The sequence below is a fragment of the Lentzea sp. NEAU-D7 genome, assembly GCF_026242055.1.
Taxonomy (GTDB): Bacteria; Actinomycetota; Actinomycetes; order Mycobacteriales; family Pseudonocardiaceae; genus Lentzea.
Genome location: NZ_JAPJDL010000006.1, coordinates 103,654 through 119,690, shown reverse-complemented (window position 1 = coordinate 119,690; position 16,037 = coordinate 103,654). Strand labels below are relative to the sequence as shown.

18 protein-coding genes and 2 tRNA genes are annotated in these 16,037 nt (G+C 70.8%); 11 read left to right on the top strand and 9 right to left on the bottom strand.

Features of this window, described 5'->3' with window-relative positions:
* The first annotated feature begins 5 nt into the window (after window positions 1-5).
* Window positions 6-251 (top strand): hypothetical protein, encoded by a 246-nt coding sequence (locus ORI60_RS14715; RefSeq protein ID WP_189158363.1) that lies wholly within the window; start codon window positions 6-8, stop codon window positions 249-251.
* Window positions 238-717: a DUF5130 family protein gene (locus ORI60_RS14710; RefSeq protein ID WP_266037772.1), complete on the top strand. Its 480-nt coding sequence runs from the start codon at window positions 238-240 to the stop codon at window positions 715-717. The genes ORI60_RS14715 and ORI60_RS14710 overlap by 14 nt, the downstream gene beginning before the upstream one ends.
* A 43-nt stretch (window positions 718-760) precedes the next feature.
* Here ORI60_RS14710 and ORI60_RS14705 read toward each other — a convergent pair whose 3' ends face one another.
* From ORI60_RS14705 to pepN, 3 genes are all read right to left on the bottom strand, one after another.
* Complete coding sequence (locus ORI60_RS14705) at window positions 761-1,396, bottom strand: GNAT family N-acetyltransferase (protein WP_266037771.1); 636 nt, start codon at window positions 1,394-1,396, stop codon at window positions 761-763.
* Entirely contained in the window at window positions 1,393-3,102 is a 1,710-nt protein-coding gene (locus tag ORI60_RS14700) for a GNAT family N-acetyltransferase (RefSeq protein ID WP_266037769.1), read from the bottom strand. The genes ORI60_RS14705 and ORI60_RS14700 overlap by 4 nt, the downstream gene beginning before the upstream one ends.
* A 74-nt stretch (window positions 3,103-3,176) precedes the next feature.
* Complete coding sequence (gene pepN, locus ORI60_RS14695) at window positions 3,177-5,738, bottom strand: aminopeptidase N (RefSeq protein WP_266037768.1); 2,562 nt, start codon at window positions 5,736-5,738, stop codon at window positions 3,177-3,179.
* A gap of 163 nt (window positions 5,739-5,901) precedes the next feature.
* Here pepN and ORI60_RS14690 point away from each other — a divergent pair, with 163 nt between their 5' ends.
* From ORI60_RS14690 to ORI60_RS14670, 5 genes are all read left to right on the top strand, one after another.
* Window positions 5,902-6,510, top strand: coding sequence for a DsbA family protein (locus ORI60_RS14690; protein WP_266037766.1), 609 nt, complete (start codon window positions 5,902-5,904; stop codon window positions 6,508-6,510).
* A 50-nt stretch (window positions 6,511-6,560) separates the two neighbouring features.
* On the top strand, window positions 6,561-7,406 hold the full coding sequence (locus tag ORI60_RS14685) for a DNA-3-methyladenine glycosylase family protein (RefSeq protein WP_266037764.1): 846 nt from the start codon (window positions 6,561-6,563) through the stop codon (window positions 7,404-7,406).
* Between the two features lie 757 nt (window positions 7,407-8,163).
* Window positions 8,164-9,516 carry an aldehyde dehydrogenase family protein gene (locus ORI60_RS14680; protein WP_266037763.1) on the top strand — a complete coding sequence of 451 codons (1,353 nt, stop codon included), beginning with the start codon at window positions 8,164-8,166 and terminating at the stop codon, window positions 9,514-9,516.
* 41 nt (window positions 9,517-9,557) lie between these two features.
* The gene (locus ORI60_RS14675) at window positions 9,558-10,772 is read left to right on the top strand and encodes a GNAT family N-acetyltransferase (protein ID WP_266037762.1); all 1,215 of its coding nucleotides are present in this window, start codon (window positions 9,558-9,560) and stop codon (window positions 10,770-10,772) included.
* Between the two features lie 57 nt (window positions 10,773-10,829).
* Window positions 10,830-11,561: a hypothetical protein gene (locus ORI60_RS14670; protein ID WP_266037761.1), complete on the top strand. Its 732-nt coding sequence runs from the start codon at window positions 10,830-10,832 to the stop codon at window positions 11,559-11,561.
* Here the strand turns inward: ORI60_RS14670 and ORI60_RS14665 are convergent.
* Window positions 11,558-12,358 carry an Fpg/Nei family DNA glycosylase gene (locus ORI60_RS14665; RefSeq protein WP_266037760.1) on the bottom strand — a complete coding sequence of 267 codons (801 nt, stop codon included), beginning with the start codon at window positions 12,356-12,358 and terminating at the stop codon, window positions 11,558-11,560. The two genes, ORI60_RS14670 and ORI60_RS14665, sit on opposite strands and share 4 nt — an antisense overlap.
* Window positions 12,351-12,800, bottom strand: coding sequence for a ribose-5-phosphate isomerase (locus ORI60_RS14660; RefSeq protein WP_266037759.1), 450 nt, complete (start codon window positions 12,798-12,800; stop codon window positions 12,351-12,353). The genes ORI60_RS14665 and ORI60_RS14660 overlap by 8 nt, the downstream gene beginning before the upstream one ends.
* A gap of 21 nt (window positions 12,801-12,821) precedes the next feature.
* Here ORI60_RS14660 and ORI60_RS14655 point away from each other — a divergent pair, with 21 nt between their 5' ends.
* Together ORI60_RS14655 and ORI60_RS14650 are read left to right on the top strand one after the other, a co-directional pair.
* Window positions 12,822-13,493: a 2-phosphosulfolactate phosphatase gene (locus tag ORI60_RS14655; RefSeq protein ID WP_266037757.1), complete on the top strand. Its 672-nt coding sequence runs from the start codon at window positions 12,822-12,824 to the stop codon at window positions 13,491-13,493.
* Window positions 13,490-14,098 carry an MBL fold metallo-hydrolase gene (locus ORI60_RS14650; protein WP_266037755.1) on the top strand — a complete coding sequence of 203 codons (609 nt, stop codon included), beginning with the start codon at window positions 13,490-13,492 and terminating at the stop codon, window positions 14,096-14,098. Before ORI60_RS14655 ends, ORI60_RS14650 begins: the two co-directional genes overlap by 4 nt.
* Here ORI60_RS14650 and ORI60_RS14645 read toward each other — a convergent pair.
* From ORI60_RS14645 to ORI60_RS14635, 3 genes are read right to left on the bottom strand one after another with little or no spacing between them, the layout of a single operon-like run.
* Entirely contained in the window at window positions 14,079-14,414 is a 336-nt protein-coding gene (locus tag ORI60_RS14645; RefSeq protein WP_266037753.1) for a histidine triad nucleotide-binding protein, read from the bottom strand. The genes ORI60_RS14650 and ORI60_RS14645 overlap by 20 nt on opposite strands.
* 16 nt (window positions 14,415-14,430) lie before the next feature.
* Window positions 14,431-14,766 (bottom strand): VOC family protein, encoded by a 336-nt coding sequence (locus ORI60_RS14640; protein ID WP_266037751.1) that lies wholly within the window; start codon window positions 14,764-14,766, stop codon window positions 14,431-14,433.
* Complete coding sequence (locus ORI60_RS14635) at window positions 14,763-15,062, bottom strand: winged helix-turn-helix transcriptional regulator (protein ID WP_266037750.1); 300 nt, start codon at window positions 15,060-15,062, stop codon at window positions 14,763-14,765. Before ORI60_RS14635 ends, ORI60_RS14640 begins: the two co-directional genes overlap by 4 nt.
* Window positions 15,063-15,119: 57 nt before the next feature.
* On the opposite strand from ORI60_RS14635, the gene ORI60_RS14630 reads away from it, so the two are divergent.
* Complete coding sequence (locus ORI60_RS14630) at window positions 15,120-15,674, top strand: NAD(P)-dependent oxidoreductase (RefSeq protein ID WP_266037749.1); 555 nt, start codon at window positions 15,120-15,122, stop codon at window positions 15,672-15,674.
* A 150-nt stretch (window positions 15,675-15,824) separates the two neighbouring features.
* On the opposite strand, the gene ORI60_RS14625 is transcribed toward ORI60_RS14630, so the two are convergent.
* Window positions 15,825-15,895: transfer RNA gene (locus ORI60_RS14625), tRNA-Gly, on the bottom strand.
* A 60-nt stretch (window positions 15,896-15,955) separates the two neighbouring features.
* Here ORI60_RS14625 and ORI60_RS14620 point away from each other — a divergent pair.
* Window positions 15,956-16,029 (top strand) — tRNA-Pro (locus ORI60_RS14620).
* Window positions 16,030-16,037 lie beyond the last annotated feature (8 nt).

The window sequence follows — 16,037 nt, the reverse complement described above, 5'->3', positions numbered from 1 at the left end:
CCGCCGTGACCATCGTGGAGACCGTTCTCGTCTTCGCGCTGATCCCGCTGGCGATCTACGGCGTGATCACGCTGCTGACGGTGAGGCCAAAGGCCACCCGGATTCCCCGGTACAGGCCCGGCCAGGAGTGGGGCTACGCCCCGGTGTGGTGGAGCGCGAACCCGGCCGGGTTGAGCGCTGAGCACCACAGCGCCGCCGAGCCCGGTACCTCGGGCTCGACCGCCAAGGGAGGCGCACGTGGCAACTGGTAAGGCGATCGAGCCCGTCGACCCGTCGACGCTGCCCCTCGGCACCGTCGTGACGAACAGCGGCCGTGTGTCCGCGGCGAAGATGTACGAGCCGCACGCGCCGGAGCTGCCGTTCACGCCCGCCCAGCTCGCGCAGCTGGACGAGGCGCTGACGCTCTCCAGCCGTTCCACGGGCCTCGACTTCAGCGTGTACCTGGGCGAGCTCGGCGCGAACGCCCACGAGCGCGCGCAGGAGCTGCACGGCTCCACCGAGCGTCCGTCGCACCACGTCCTCGTGGCCGTGTCGCCGGGGGAGCGCGTCGTCGAGATCGTCACGGGCGAGGAGTCCCACCGCCGTCTCGCCGACCGCGGTGCCAAGCTCGCGGTGATGAGCATGGTGGCGTCCTTCAAGGAGGGCGACCTCGCGGGCGGCCTCGTGTCGGGCCTGCGCATGCTGACCGACCAGGCGGGCAACGCGCCCCGTTCCTGATCTCGCTTCGAAACGCCCCCGGCACACCCGCCGGGGGCGTTTTTCACGCACTGACCGCGTTCCGCGCCACCACGAGGCCGGAGATCCTCTCCCAGCCGAGGCTGCGGTAGAGGTGCACGCCGTCGGTCGACGAGAACAGCAGGCCGGTCGTCGCCCCGTCCCGCACCGCCTCCCGAGCCAAAGTGCCCATCACGACGCTGCCGAGCCCGCGCCGCCGATGCGCCTCGGCGGTCTCGATGCGGTGTGCGACGGCGTCCTGGCCGACGACCGCCATCAACCCGCTGGCCGCCACCTCACCGTCCGCCAGCACCTGCACCCTGATCACCGGGTCCCTCGTCACCTCCAGCGAGTAGCCCTCGGGTGGCCCGGAGAACGGGTGGTCCGCGAGCGGGCGCCGCATGAACGTCTCGTCCGGCCGGGCGACGACCAGCCCGGCCGCCTCGACCTCCGCGATCACCTTCGCCGGCGAGTGCGTGGGCACGCTCAGCCAGCTCGGTTCCGGGGCGGCGGCCACGACCGAGGCGACCGCGCCGGTTTCCGCGTCGTCCGTGGCGATCCACTCGAACACCCGGTGCGGCCGGTTCACGTGGACGACCAGGTAGCCGTCGCGGTACTCGGACGTCAGCCCCTCGGCCGTGATCCAGCCGCGGTGCCAGCGCTCCACCAGTTCGCCGATCATGCCTTCTCCTCGCCGTTCGCCGCGATCACGACGTCGGAAATCGTGTCCCAGCCCAGTTTCCGGTACAGGTGCAGGCCGTCCGCCGTCGCGAAGAGCAGCCCGTCGCTCGCGCCGGCCTTGACCGCTTCTCTCGCCAGCGCGCCCATCACGACGCTGCCGAGCCCGCGCCGCCGGTGCTCCGGCTTCGTCGCGATCCGGTGCGGCACCGCGTCTTCACCCACCACGGCGATCAGGCCGCTCGCCGCCTCCGCACCCTCGAAGGTCACCACGACCTCGATCACGTCCCCCTGCTTCACGCGCACCGAGTAGCCCGCGGGAGGTTTCGGCGCGGGGTGGTCGAACAGGCCGCGCCGCATGAACGTCTCCGGCTCCAGCAGGACCAGCCCGGCTTCCCGCACCACCAGGGCGACCTCCTCGGGGGAGTGCGTCGGCACCGTCAGCCAGGTCGGCACGGGCTGGAGCTCCACGTCCTCGGCGTGCTGCAGCACGTTCGCGTCACCCGCGAGGATCCGTTCCTCCTGCCGGCCGGGCAGATCGGCCCAGACGTGCCAGTTGTCCAGCAGGTCCTGCGGCTCCACGTCCTCCGCCCTCGCCCAGCCGGCGAGCCAGCGGTCGACGAACGCGCCGAGCTCCACGCACCGGTCGAGCCGGTCGGCCAGGTCCGGTGTGGACGATTCCAGCACCACGTCGACCCCGTTGCGCCGCAGGTTCTTCAGCAGTCCGAGGAAGTAGCCGGGCATCGCCTCGAAGGCCACGCCCGGTTCGTGCCACACGAGCGTGATGCCCGGCACGAACCACCACTCCTCGTACATCCCCGTGATGGCGTAGACGCTGCCCAGGAACCGGCCCGGCCCGACCAGCGCCTCGCTCAGCGCGAGGTGCAGGCCGAACTCGTCCGTGGCGTGCCGGCCGTCGACGTGGTGCACCCCGGCCGTGGGGCGCGTGCGAGGTGCCTTGGCGGCGATCTCGTTCCACCACATGCGGCCCTCGGGGCTCAGCGGCGCCCACAGGTTCCGTTCCGCCGGCACGCCGTCCATCCACACGCGCCACGCCCCGCGCGCGCCGGGGGCGGGGCGCCGGCTCACCACCCACTCGTCGTTGTAGCGGGACTGGTCGAGCACGACGTCGAACAGTCCCTCACCGGCGGCGGACGGGCTCACCGACGCGACGTCCAGCGCGACCCCGGCGTGCGCCACGATCCGGCCGCCGGCGTCCAGCGCGCGCAGCCCCGCGTAGGGCCCTCGTTCGGCGTCGGGCTCCGCGGGCCGGATGCGGCCGGGGTTGTCGCAGCCGATGAGCGTCACCGGTGGCCAGACGTTCTCGAACGAGCGCGGAAACCCTTCCACGGCACGACAGGTGCCGGTTTCCCTCAGGTCCTTGTACAGCGTGTACGACGGCGCCGCGCCGAAGTCACCGCCGTCGATCAGCTGGGTCACGCAGGCGCTGGCGACGAGATCACCACCGGGCAGCGCGGCGTGGACGACCAGATCGGCCAGCAGCCACCACTGCGAGCCGGAGATGCCGAGGTGAAAATCACCGGTGAGCTCGTCCGGCGCGGCGGTGCACCCGCGCAGCACCAGCCGTTCGCGCTCGGGCGACACGGGATCGGCAAACAGGCCGTCGACGTCCACGACCCGGGCGAGGACCTCGTCGACGAACTCACCGTCTTCGAGCCACCAGCGCACGACCTCGTAGCGAACCCTCACCGGACCTCCCAGCAGACGCTAACGCGAAAGCCCCGCAACGCGCGAACACATTGCGGGGCTTCACGAGTGCTACGTCAGGAGCGGTCGAACTCCTGCGCGGCGAGTGCACGCACGATGCCCGCACGGCCCTCGGACACCAGGCGGCGCAGTGCCGGCGGGTGCTCGTCGGCCAGCCACGCGTCGGCGGCCTCCACAGTGGACCTCGCGATCGACCACGCCGGGAACATGCCCACGACCATCGACTGCGCGCGCTCCGAGGTGCGGCGGTCCCACACGCCCTTCACGTCGCGGAAGTAGCGCTCGACGTACGGCGCGAGCAGCTCCTTCTGGCCGGGGTGCGAGATGCCCGCGATGATCGCCTCGCTGACCGCGTTGGGCAGGTCGTCGTCGTTGACCGCCCGGTCCCAGGCCTCGTCCTTGGCCTCGATCGTCGGGCGCAGCGCACGGGCGGACTGGGCGCGGCGGTGACCGGTGGAGGTCGGGTCGCGCTCCTCCTCGGCGTTGATCTCGTCCAGGCCGGCCTTGCCGTGCGCGACGAGCGCCTGCAGCAGCCGCCAGCGCAGGTCCGTGTCGACGTCCAGGCCTTCCAGCACCGCGGTCCCGTCGTACCAGCCGCGCAAGACGTCCACAGTGGAGTCGTCGAGCACTGACGAGGTCAGCGCGTTCACGAACGCCAGCTGGTGGTCGGAGCCCGGCTCGGCCGCCCGCGCCAGTTCCAGCGCCTTGGTCACGAACCGGCGCCAGCCCTCGGCACGCCACGAGTCGTCCGCGTAGGACGACAGCGAGGTCTGCGCCTGCAGCAGGAGCCGTTGCACCACACCGACCTCGGACTCGGAGCCCAGACCGCCGAGCACCAGGTTCACGAAGTCGCGGGCCTTCAGCTCGGCCTCGCGCGTCATCTCCCAGGCGGCCGACCAGCACAGCGTGCGCGGCAGCGGCTCGGCGATGTCGGAGATGTGGTCGATCAGCCCGGCCAGCGAGTCCGGGTCGAGGCGCATCGTGCAGTACGTCAGGTCGTCGTCGTTGACCAGCACGATCTTGCCGCGGTGCACGCCGACGAGCTCGGGGACCTCGGTGCGGTCGCCCGTCACGTCCAGCTCGTGGCGGTGCGTGCGGACGAGCTTGCCCGTGCCGTCGTCGTCGTAGACGCCGATCGCGATGCGGTGCGTGCGCAGTTCACCGGCACCCGGACGCGCGCCGCCCTGCAGCACCGCGAACTCGGTGAACTTGCCGGACGCGTCAACGGTGAACTTGGGGCGCAACAGGTTCAGGCCCGTCGTCTCCAGCCACTGCGCGCTCCACCACGACAGATCGCGGCCGGACGCCTCCTCCAGCGCGCCCAGCAGGTCGGCCAGCGTGGCGTTGCCCCAGGCGTGCTTGCCGAAGTAGACCCGCAGGCCCGCCAGGAAGTTCTCCAGCCCGACGTAGGCGACGAGCTGCTTGAGCACCGAGGCGCCCTTGGCGTAGGTGATGCCGTCGAAGTTGACCTCGACCGCCTGCACGTCGGAGATGTCGGCGGCGACCGGGTGCGTCGAGGGCAGCTGGTCTTGCCGGTACGCCCACGACTTCTCGATCTTCGCGAACGTCGTCCAGGCCTGGCGGTACTCGGTGGCCTCGGCCTGCGCGAGCACGGACGCCCAGGTGGCGAACGACTCGTTCAGCCACAGGTCGTCCCACCAGCGCATGGTCACCAGGTCGCCGAACCACATGTGCGCCATCTCGTGCAGCACGGTCTCGGCGCGGCGCTCGTAGAGGTAGCGGGTGACGCGGCTGCGGAAGACGTAGTCCTCGAGGAACGTGACGCAGCCCGCGTTCTCCATCGCACCGGCGTTGAACTCCGGCACGAAGCACTGGTCGTACTTGCCGAACGGGTACTGCACGCCGAAGGCCTTGTGGAAGAACCCGAAGCCCTGCTTGGTCTCGGTGAACAGCCGCTCGTGGTCCATGTGGGGAGCGAGCGAGGCGCGGCAGTAGATGCCGAGCGGGATCGTGAAGTCGTCCTCGACGAACTCGTCGCGCCACTCCGCGTAGGGACCGGCGACCAGGGCCACGATGTAGGTCGACATCGGCTTGGTGGTGGCGAACGTGTGCACGTCCGCGCCGCCCTCGCCGTCCTCGGTGGCGATGATCTCGCCGTTCGAGATGACCTTCCAGTCGTGCGGCGCCGTCACCTTCATGGAGTAGACGGCCTTGAGGTCGGGCTGGTCGAAGCACGCGAACATGCGCTTGGCGTCCGCGGTCTCGAACTGCGAGTACAGGTACACGCCGCCGTCGACCGGGTCGACGAACCGGTGCAGGCCCTCGCCGGTGTTCATGTACCGGCAGTCGGCCTCGATGGTGAGCTCGTTGGTCTCCGCGAGGTCCGGCAGCTTGACGCCGTCCTCCTCGCGGTAGTCGGAGACGTCGAGCTCGCTGCCGTTGAGCACAGCGCGGTGCACGGTCGCCGCCACGATGTCGATCCACGAGGAAGCACCCGGAGTCCGGCTGCGGAACACCACGGTGGTGGTGGAGCGGAACGTGTCCGAACCCGGCTTTCCGCCGCCGTCGGTCAGGTCCAGCTCGATCCGGTAGGACTCCACTTCCAGCAGCTCAGCACGGTCCTGAGCCTGGTCGCGGGTGAGGTTGGGCGCGGCCACTGGTCACCTCGTCTGCCGCGCGTGTGGTTACGCGCTGACGTCGTCGGGAATGGTTATGACTCCCGCATCCAATCACGGAACCGGCGCTCGGGAAGAGATGACAGGGTGATCTGGTTGGGCTGATGGGGCGATAACGCCACCGACCGTCACTAAAGGGGCACGCATGACCGACAAGGCGAAGGTCGACTTCTACTTCGACCCTCTTTGCCCGTTCGCCTGGATCTCCTCCCGGTGGATCCTCGAGGTGGAGAAGGTCCGCGACATCGACCTGAGCTTCCACGTGATGAGCCTCGCCGTGCTGAACGAGGGCCGCGACCTGCCCGAGCAGTACCGCGAGCTCATGACCAAGGGCTGGGGACCGGTTCGCGTGGCCATCGCCGCGGAGCAGAAGTTCGGCAACGAGGTGCTGCCGAAGCTGTACACCGCGATGGGCACGCGCATCCACAACGAGGGCAACCAGGACTTCGACGAGATCATCAAGCTGGCGCTGGCGGACGCCGAGCTGCCGGCCGAGCTCGCCGAGGCCGCGCACTCGACCGAGTACGACGAGGCGCTGCGGGCGTCGCACCACCGCGGCATGGACCCGGTCGGCATGGACGTCGGCACGCCGACCATCCACATCGACGGCGTCGCGTTCTTCGGCCCTGTGCTGACGAAGATCCCGCGGGGCGAGGAGGCGGGCACGATCTTCGACGGCGCCCGGATGCTCGCCGGCTTCCCGTACTTCTTCGAGCTCAAGCGGACCCGTTCGGGTGACCTCGACTTCAGCTGAGGCCGCTCGGCCGGATTTTCTGTCAGGGGTGCTCGCTAACGTCCCCTGACATGGCAGACCACCACGTCGAAGTCGCGGTGCAGGGCCCCTGGTCGCTGGCGACCTCCAGGGCGTTCTGGGAGGGCTTCACGCCGTCGGCGTTGCCCGAGCGCGAGGGAGAGGCGCTGCGCGCGGCGTTCCTGGTCGAAGGTGAGTGGCGCCGTGCTGAGGTCTCCGTGACCCAGCGCGGCGCCACTGCCGTTCTGTCCCTGTCCGGTGCCGGCGACCTCGACCTGGCGGCGGCGCAGGTGTGCCGGTTCCTGTCGCTGGACGTCGACGGGCGGGCCTGGCCGGAGGTCGCGCGGCGCGATCCGGTGATCGCGTCGGCACAGGCGTCCTTACCCGGCTTGCGGCCGTGCGGCTTCTACTCGCCGTACGAGGCCGCGGCCTGGTCGGTGCTGGCGCAGCGGGTCCGCATGTCGCAGGCGGCCGCGCTGAAGGCCTCGCTGCTGCGGGACGGCGTGTTCCCCGCGCCCGCGGAGCTGCTGGCGCTCGACCTCGACCTGCCCGGCCGCAAGTCCGAGTACCTGCGGGCGGTGGCCGAGGCGGCGCTGGACGGCCTGCTGGACGCGGTGACGCTGCGCGGGATGAAACCGGCCGCCGCGGTGCTCGCCGTGCAGCAGATCAAGGGGCTGGGGCCGTTCGCGGCCGAGCTGGTGGTGCTGCGCGGGGCGAACGCTCCTGATGCCGTGCCGCACAACGAGTCCCGGCTGACCGACGAGGTGGCTGAGCGGTACGGGCGGCCGTTGGCGGAGGTGTCCGAGGGGTGGCGGCCTTATCGGACTTGGGCGGCGGTGCATCTGCGGGTGCTGCGGGAGCGGCGGCTGGGAGGTGTGGTGGCTGCTTCGGGCCGGTGAGCGTTGAGCGGGTTCGGGCTGGTGGGGCTCGCGGTTGGTGAAGTCGGGGCTGCCGGGTTGCTGGGCAGCTTGGGTGGCGGGTTGCGAGGCCGGCCTGCCCAGGGATGGCGGGCTGCCTGGGTGGGCGGGTTGCGCCTCTGTCAGGAGGCCGGGTTGACGGGTTGCCCAAGGTTGGCGGCTGCTCGAGCTGGCGGGCTGTGCTGCTGTCAGGAGGCAGGGCTGGCGGGTTGCTCGAGCTGGCGGGTTGTACTGCTGTCAGGAGGCCGGTCGGTGGGTTGCCGGGCTGCCCAGGGCTGGCGGGCTGCTGGTGCGTTAGGGCTGTCTGGTCGCCGCGTTGACCCCGCTCGCCCATCCGCTTCCGTTGCTCGCCCTCTCCGCACCCGCTGGCGGCTCTGCCCGCACCCGCCACTCGGCCCGCCTGCTCCGCCGCGCCTGTACCCGCTGGCCCTGCCCGTCCGCCCGCACCCACCCAATCCGCGCTCACGTCTGCCAGCCCACCCCTGTCCTGCACAGCCCACCCGTCTGCCAGCACACCCGTCCCGCCTGCCCGCCCAGTCTGCCCCCCGTCCTGCCAGCCCCACTTCGTCTTGCTCCCGCCCCGCCTGCCCACCTCACCCCGCTTGCCGACCCCGCCTTACCTCCCGCCCCGCCCTCCACCGCCCACGCCTCCAGCGCTCCCGACGTGACCGCCGCAGCCGGATGTGACAGGCTGAGGCGTTGTCAGCGCAGTGGTGTCACATCCGCCTGGAGGGCTCTCGTGATCGAGGTCGTCAACCCCGCCACCGAGGAAGTCATCGGCACGCTCGCCGAGGGCACGCCGGCCGACGTCGACGCGGCCGTGGCCGCGGCGGTGGAAGCCTTCCCCTCGTGGGCGGAGACCTCGGTGGACGAGCGGGCCAAGGCGGTCCGGGCGATCATCGACGGGCTGAAGGAGCGGGCCGGTGAGCTCGCGGCGGCCATGACCCGGGAGATGGGGACGCCCCTCACCTTCAGTCAGAAGGTGCAGGTCGCGAACCCCGTCGCCATCGCGGAGGGGGTCGCCGCCGTGCTGGAGGGCGGGTACTTCGAGCCCGAGGAGATCGGCAACTCGCTGGTCTTCCGCGAGCCGGTCGGGGTGGTCGCGGCCATCACGCCGTGGAACTTCCCTCTGCAGCAGATGGTCGCGAAGGTCGTGCCGGCGCTCGCGGCCGGCAACACCGTGGTGCTCAAGCCGAGCGAGCTCGCGCCGCGCACCGCCGACCTGCTCGCCGAGATCGTCGCGGCGGCCACTCCGGCGGGGGTGTTCCAGCTGGTGCACGGCACCGGGGCGGTGGTCGGTGAGGCGCTGGCCGCGCATCCGGACGTGGACATGGTGTCGTTCACCGGCTCCACGAAGGCCGGGCGGCGGGTCTCCGCGGTGGCCTCGGAGACGGTGAAGCGGGTCGCGCTCGAGCTCGGTGGCAAGTCCGCGTGCGTCGTGCTCGACGACGCCGACCTCGGGCGGGCGGTGAAGATCGCGGTCGCGAACTCGTTCATGAACAACGGTCAGGCCTGCAGCGCGTGGACGCGGTTGCTGGTGCCCGCCGAGCGTCACGACGAGGCCGTCGAGCTGGCCGCGCAGGCCGCGAAGAAGTACACGCCCGCGGACCCGGCCGAGCCGTCCACGCGGATCGGGCCTGCGGTGTCGAAGGCGCAGCGCGACCGGGTCGTCGGGTACATCCGCAAGGGTGTCGAGGAAGGTGCGACGCTGGCCGCCGGTGGGCCCGAAGCGCCGCTGCCGCAGGGCTTCTACGTCGCGCCGACGGTGTTCGGCGGTGTGACGCCGGAGATGACGATCGCGCAGGAGGAGATCTTCGGGCCGGTGCTGTCGGTCATGCCGTACGCCGACGAGGACGACGCGGTGCGGATCGCGAACTCCACCATCTACGGGCTGGCGGGTGCCGTGTTCTCGGCGGACACCGACCGCGCTCTCAGGGTCGCCAGGCGGCTGCGCACCGGGCAGGTCGACATCAACGCCGCCGCGTTCAACACGAGCGCGCCGTTCGGCGGGTACCGGCAGTCGGGCAACGGGCGCGAGTTCGGCCGGTTCGGGCTGGACGAGTTCTGCGAGGTCAAGTCGGTCCAGCGGTAATTGAGCTGCGAGTCGGGCCGCACCCGCGTATCACTGCTGGCATGGCTGACTCGGCGCTGAGCATCCGGACCATCGACGAATCCGACCTCCCCGACTTCCAGCGGGTGATGGCCTGGGCGTTCCTCGGCGACCACCTGGGGGAGGACAGCAAGTGGCTCAAGGTCCTCGAACGGGACCGGGCGCACGCGGTGTTCGACGGTGACGAGCTGATCGGCACCAGCGGGATCCTGACCCGCGAGATCACCGTTCCGGGTGGTCGTCAGGCGCCGGCGGGCGCGGTGACCGTGGTGTCGGTGAAACCGGGCCATCGGCGTCGTGGCGTGGCGTCGTTGCTGATGAAGACGCAACTGCACGGCATGCACGAGAGCGGTGAGGCGCTCGCGATGCTGTGGGCCTCGGAAGGCTCCATCTACCGCAGGTACGGCTACGGCGAGTACGCGACGAGCATCGCCATGCTCAGGATGCCCACGCGTATGGCGTTCCACCCTGGTGTGCACGTCAGCGACGCACGGATCCGTCAGGTGACGCGAGAAGAAGCGCTGCCCGTCATGCGTGAGTTCCACGAGCAGGTGCGGACCACGCGGGTGGGCTGGCTGAGCCGCGTCGAACACACCTGGGACGTGCAGCTCGCGGACCGCGAGGTCGACCGCGACGGGCTCACCTCCTACCGCTACTGCCTGCATCCCGAGGGCTATGTGGTGTTCCGGGTCAAGGGGAACGGCGATGCGAGCGGACCGGCCAGCGAACTGCACGTGCGCGAGCTCGTCTGCACGACCGAACAGGCCTATGCCGACCTCTACCGGTTCCTGCTGGACATGGACCTCGCGGCGGAGATCTCCTTCTACACCGCCTGGGACGACCCGATCCTGCACATGGTCGACAACCCGCGGAAGGTGCGGCGCGAGGCCGGAGACGCGTTGTGGGTGCGCCTCGTCGACGTCGACCGCGCGCTGCCGCTGCGCACTTACTCGTCCGATGTGGACAGTGTGCTGGAGGTCGAGGACTCGTTCTGCCCGTGGAACTCCGGCCGCTGGCGCTTCACGGTCAAGGGCGGCGAAGCGACGGTGACGCGCACCGAGGACCCGGCCGACGTGTCGCTGGACGTCGCCGCGCTCGGCAGCGCCTTCCTCGGCGGCGTGCGGCTTTCCGTGCTCAGGCGGGCACACCGCGTGGTCGAGCACACGCCCGGACACGTGGACGCGCTGACGATGGCGTTCCTCGGTGTGATGGAGCCGCACTGCCCCGAGGTGTTCTGACGGAACTCACGGCGGTCATTGCTCGTTGACGGTTTACCTGGTGTGGGAGGTAAAGCCGTGGGCACCATCGTGTGGGTCGTAGTGCTGGTACTGCTGGTCGCAGGCGTGTTCTACCTGGTCAGCCAGAGCAACGCGCGCAAGGCGCGGGAGCTCGACGACGCCAAGGCGGAGGCCCGCCGCTGGGTCGAGCGGCTGGGCGGGCAGGTGATGAGCCTCACCGGCACCAACGCCGCCTCGACGCAGGCGATGGCGGACGCGTCCGAGCGCTTCACCGCCGCCGGCTCCCAGATGGAGCAGGCGCGCACGATCCCGCAGGCCAGGCTGGTCACCGAGACCGCGATGGAGGGCCTGCACTACGTGCGCGCGGCGCGGGAGGCGATGGGCATGGACCCCGGCCCCGCACTGCCCGAGAGCGCGGCCCAGAAGCAGGCGGGTGCCGTCAGCGAGGACCGGCAGGTCGCCGTCGAGGGCCACCAGTACGCCGCGTCGCCGCACTCCGGTTCGGGCACGCCCTACTACTACCCCGGTGGCATGGTCGCCGGACGCCCGGTGCCTCGCGGCTGGTACTCCGAGCCGTGGTGGAAGCCCGCGCTCGTGGCCGGTGCGTGGGGCGTCGGCACGTTCCTGCTGATGGACGCCATGTTCTCCGGCATGCACGGTGTCGGCGACTACGGCATGGGCGACATGGGCATGGGCGACGCCGGAATGGGAGACGTGGGCGGTGCCGCCGACATGGGCGACACCGGCGGCTTCGACTTCGGCGACATGGGCGGCGGGTTCGACTTCTAGGGCTGACAGGCAGGGCACCAGAAGAGGTTGCGCGCCGCCAGTTCGGTGGTCAGGACCTCGGTGCCGCAGACCAGGCACGGCTCCCCGGCACGGCGGTAGACGTACACCTCACCGCCGTGCCGATCCACGCGTGGCGCGCGACCCATGGCACGGGGCATGTGCTCGGCGCGGACGGTGTTGATCTGGCCGACCTTCACGCCGTCCTTCATCAGCACGACGAGATCCGCCCAGATGGCGTCCCACAGCTCGCGGCTGACCTTGTTGCCGACCAGCAACGGGTTCACGTTGTGCCGGAACAGCACCTCGGCGCGGTAGACGTTGCCGACGCCCGCGAGGACGCTCTGGTCCATCAGCAGCACCGCCAGCGACTGCTTCGACCGGATGATCCGCTCGTAGGCGCGGTCCGGGTCGGCGTCACGGCGCAACGGGTCGGGCCCGAGCCGGTCGCGGATCGCCTTGACCTCGGCCTTGTTCAGCACCTCGCACGCGGTGGGGCCGCGCAGGTCCGTCCAGTGGGTCTCGCCGACCATCCGCATGCGGACCTGGCCGACGGGCAGCAGGACCGGCAGCGGCGACTCGGTGAACGTCCCGTAGAGGCCGAGGTGGACGTGCACGATCGCGTCCGGGCCGTAGACGTGGAACAGGTGCTTCCCGTGCGCCTCGGCGCGAACGAGCGTGCGTCCGTCCACAAGGGACGCCGAGAAGCGTCCCTGCGGACTGGTGACGGACACGGGCCTGCCCGCGTACCGGCGCTGGTGCAGCCGCGCGAGGCGGTGCAGCGTGTGGCCCTCAGGCACGGTCTTCGTAGGCGCTGACCTGGTCGATCCGGCGCTGGTGGCGCGGCTCGCCCGAGAACGGCGTCTTGAGGAACGCCGACACGATCTCGGTCGCCTCCTCGGCGGTGTGCTGGCGGGCGCCGATGCCGACCAGCAGGGCGTCGTTGTGCTGGCGGGCGAGCTGCGCGGTGTCGACGTTCCACGCCAGTGCGGCGCGGGCGCCCTTCACCTTGTTCGCGGCGATCTGCTCGCCGTTGCCCGAACCACCGATCACGACGCCGAGGCTGCCGGGGTCGGCGACGACCTTCTCGGCCGCGTCGACGCAGAACGACACGTAGTCGTCCAGCGCGTCGTACTCGTGGGCGCCGACGTCGACGATCTCGTAGCCCTGCTCGGTGAGAGCCTTGGACAGGTGGGACTTCAGCTCGAAGCCAGCGTGGTCTGCTGCCAGATAAACGCGCACGTCAAGGAGTCTGACACGCTGGTGGGTGTGTTCAGCCAGGAGGGGTACCAGCTGAGGCTGGAATGGGGGCCCGAGGGCGTCGGCGCCCTGCGGGACTGCGACGTGCTGGTCATCGTCGACGTGCTGTCGTTCACGACGTCGGTCGACCTGGTGGTGGGCAACGGCGGCCGGGTGCGCCCGTCGCGGTGGAAGCCCGAATCGGGAAGGACGCTGCGACCAGCGTCACTCGTCGAGGAGACCGGACTGGTCGAGCTGCCGTCGCCGAACGGCTCGAACCTGTGCTTCCTCGCCGCCGAGACCGGCGCCCACGTGCTCGCGGCCTGTCTGCGCAACGCCACGGCGGTGGCCAGGCGGGCGCAGGAGCTGGGGAAGACCATCGGGGTGATCCCCGGCGGCGAACGGTGGGGGCTCGACATCCTCAACTCGGGGCCGCGCGAGTTCGGGCCGTTGCGGCCGTGCGTCGAGGACTACCTGGGCGCCGGGGCGGTGCTGGCCGCGCTGACGGGGAAGGCCTCGCCGGAGGCCAGGCTCGCGGCGACCGCGTTCCGGACCACCGACGTCCCGGCCGCGGTGAGGGGCTGCGGGTCGGGACGGGAGCTGGTCGAGAACGGCCACGCCGCCGACGTCGACCTCGCGGTGCGGATCAACGTCAGCACCGCGGCTCCCGTGCTGGTCGACGGGGTGCTGCGGTGATCGAGATCGCGGACGGGATCTTCGTCCGCAGGCACACCGAGCTCGACCTCACGCTCGGTCTCGTCACCGGGCGGGGCGACTCCCTGCTCGTCGACTCCGGCATGGACGTCGCTCTGGCGCGCGAGATCAGGCCGTCGCGGATCGTGTTGACGCACAACCACTTCGACCACGTGCTGGCCACCGAGGCGTTCCTGCCGTGCGAGGTGTGGGCGCACGAGGGCTGCGTGGTGGACGAGTCGCTGCTCGAAGACCGAGCCGAGTACTACGACGAACCGTTCGAGGGCACGCTCGTCGCGCCCACGCACACGTTCCGCGACACCGTCACGCTGGACGTCGGAGGCCGCCGGGTCGACCTGCACCACTTCGGCCCCGCGCACACCTCGCACGACGTGGTCGCGCACGTGCCGGACGCGGGCGTCGTGTTCGCGGGCGACCTGGTGGAGCAGGGCGCTCCCGCTCAGGCGGGCCCGGACGCGACGCCGGCGAACTGGCGCCACGTCCTCGACCTGCTGCTGGAGCTCGACCCGCGGATCGTCGTGCCGGGCCACGGTGACCCGGTCGACGCGGCGTTCGTGCGCGAGATGGTTATCCCGGGGGCCACGTGAGGCCGCGTCCGCCGAGGACGTGGCAGTGCACGTGGAAGACGGTCTGGCCGCCGTCCCGGCCGGTGTTGAAGACGAGGCGGTAGCCGGACTCGTCGACCCCCTCGGCCTTCGCGACCTGGTACGCGGTGGCGAGGATCTGGCCCGCGAGCGCCGGATCGACGTCGCCGATCGCCGTGTGGTGCTCCTTGGGGATCACCAGGACGTGCGTGGGCGCCTTGGGGTCGATGTCGCGGAACGCGAGCGTCGTGTCGGTCTCCGTCACGACGGTCGCCGGGATCTCGCCCGCGACGATGCGGCAGAACAGGCAGTCGGTCACGACGGCATCGTATTGCTCAGCGCACGAAGCAGAACTCGTTGCCCTCCGGGTCGCGCATGACCTGGAAGCTGCCCTTCTCGTCGGTGTGCACGACACCTTCGCGGGTGGCGCCGAGGCTCACCGCCTTCACGACCGCCGCCTCGATGTCCTCGACCTCGAAGTCGAGGTGGAACCGGTTCTTCACGTCCTTGCGCTCCGGCACCGGCTGGAACGACATCCGCACGCCACCGGGCGGCTCGACGTGCGCCCACCCGTGCTCGCGCTCCACCGGCTCACCGCCGAGCAGTTCCGCCCAGAACCGCACGAGCCGGCCCGGGTCGTTGCTGTCGAGCACGATCTGTTCGAGCCTCACGTCTCCACCAGGTTCTCTCGGGCCCAGTCACAACACAGGTCGAGCAGTCCGAGCACCCTGCGCCCCTGCTCCGTCAGCTCGTACTCGACCCGCGGCGGGTTTTCCGCGAACGCCTCGCGCGAAACCGTGCCTTCGCGCTCCATCGCCCGCAACGTCTCGGCGAGCACCTTGGGCGTCACCCGGGGCATTCCGGCCCGCAACTCGCCGAACCGCCGGCGCCCGCCCTGCAACCCGCGCAAGACGTGGGCGGTCCACTTGTCACCGATCTGGTACGGCAGGTCGTGCGTGCATCGCACCTGCTCACCCCCGATATCGTTGCGGAAACCGGCTGTCCGCACCCTACCTTCGCGCTCATGGCGAAGATCGTTGTTTTCGGAGCGTCCGGCAAGGCGGGACGCCGGATCGCGGACGTGGCGCAGGCCCGCGGCCACGAGCTGACCAGGATCGGGCGAGACCCCGGCGTGCAGGCGGCGGCGGAGGTGGCGGCGGGCCACGACGTGGCGGTGAGCGCGGTGGCGGACCTCTCCCGGGACCCGGCGGAGTTCTACACCGAGGCGGCCCGAGCCCTGGTCGCCTCCGGTGCCGGGCGCATCATCGTGGTCGGCATCTACACCCTGCTGGAGACCGCACCGGGCGTGCGCGTGATCGACTCCCCGGACTTCCCCGCCGAGCACAGGCCGTTCTGCCTGGGGCACGCGGCGGGCGTCGAGGTGCTGGCCGCCTCGGACGCCGACTGGCTGGTGATGAGCCCTGCGGGCAACTTCGGCGGCACGTCCACCGGCCGGTACCGGGTGGGCGCGGTCGATCCGGCCGACGAACTGACCTACGAGGACTTCGCGCTGGCCCTGGTGGACGAGATCGACCGCCCGACGCACCGCCGCAGGCAGATCGCCATCGCTTCGGCGTGACCTGGCTCACGGAGCCCCGCCCATCGGACTCCTGATGGGGGTCCAGGGGTGGGCCCCCGGCGTGGGGCTCGGGGGCTCGGCCCCCGGAGAAAAGACGAGAGGCCGACCTGGGTCTGCGCTCTCCGCAGACATAGGCCGACCTCGGTCGCGAGCGGGCGACGGGAATCGAACCCGCGTAGCTAGTTTGGAAGACTAGGGCTCTACCATTGAGCTACGCCCGCATTGCCACCCCGTGGGGCTGCGATCAATAGCTTAGCGGGTGGCGGTAAGCTGGGTGCAACCGGGGCGTGGCGCAGTTTGGTAGCGCACCCGCTTTGGGAGCGGGGGGTCGCAGGTTCAAATCCTGTCGCCCCGACGGTTGCC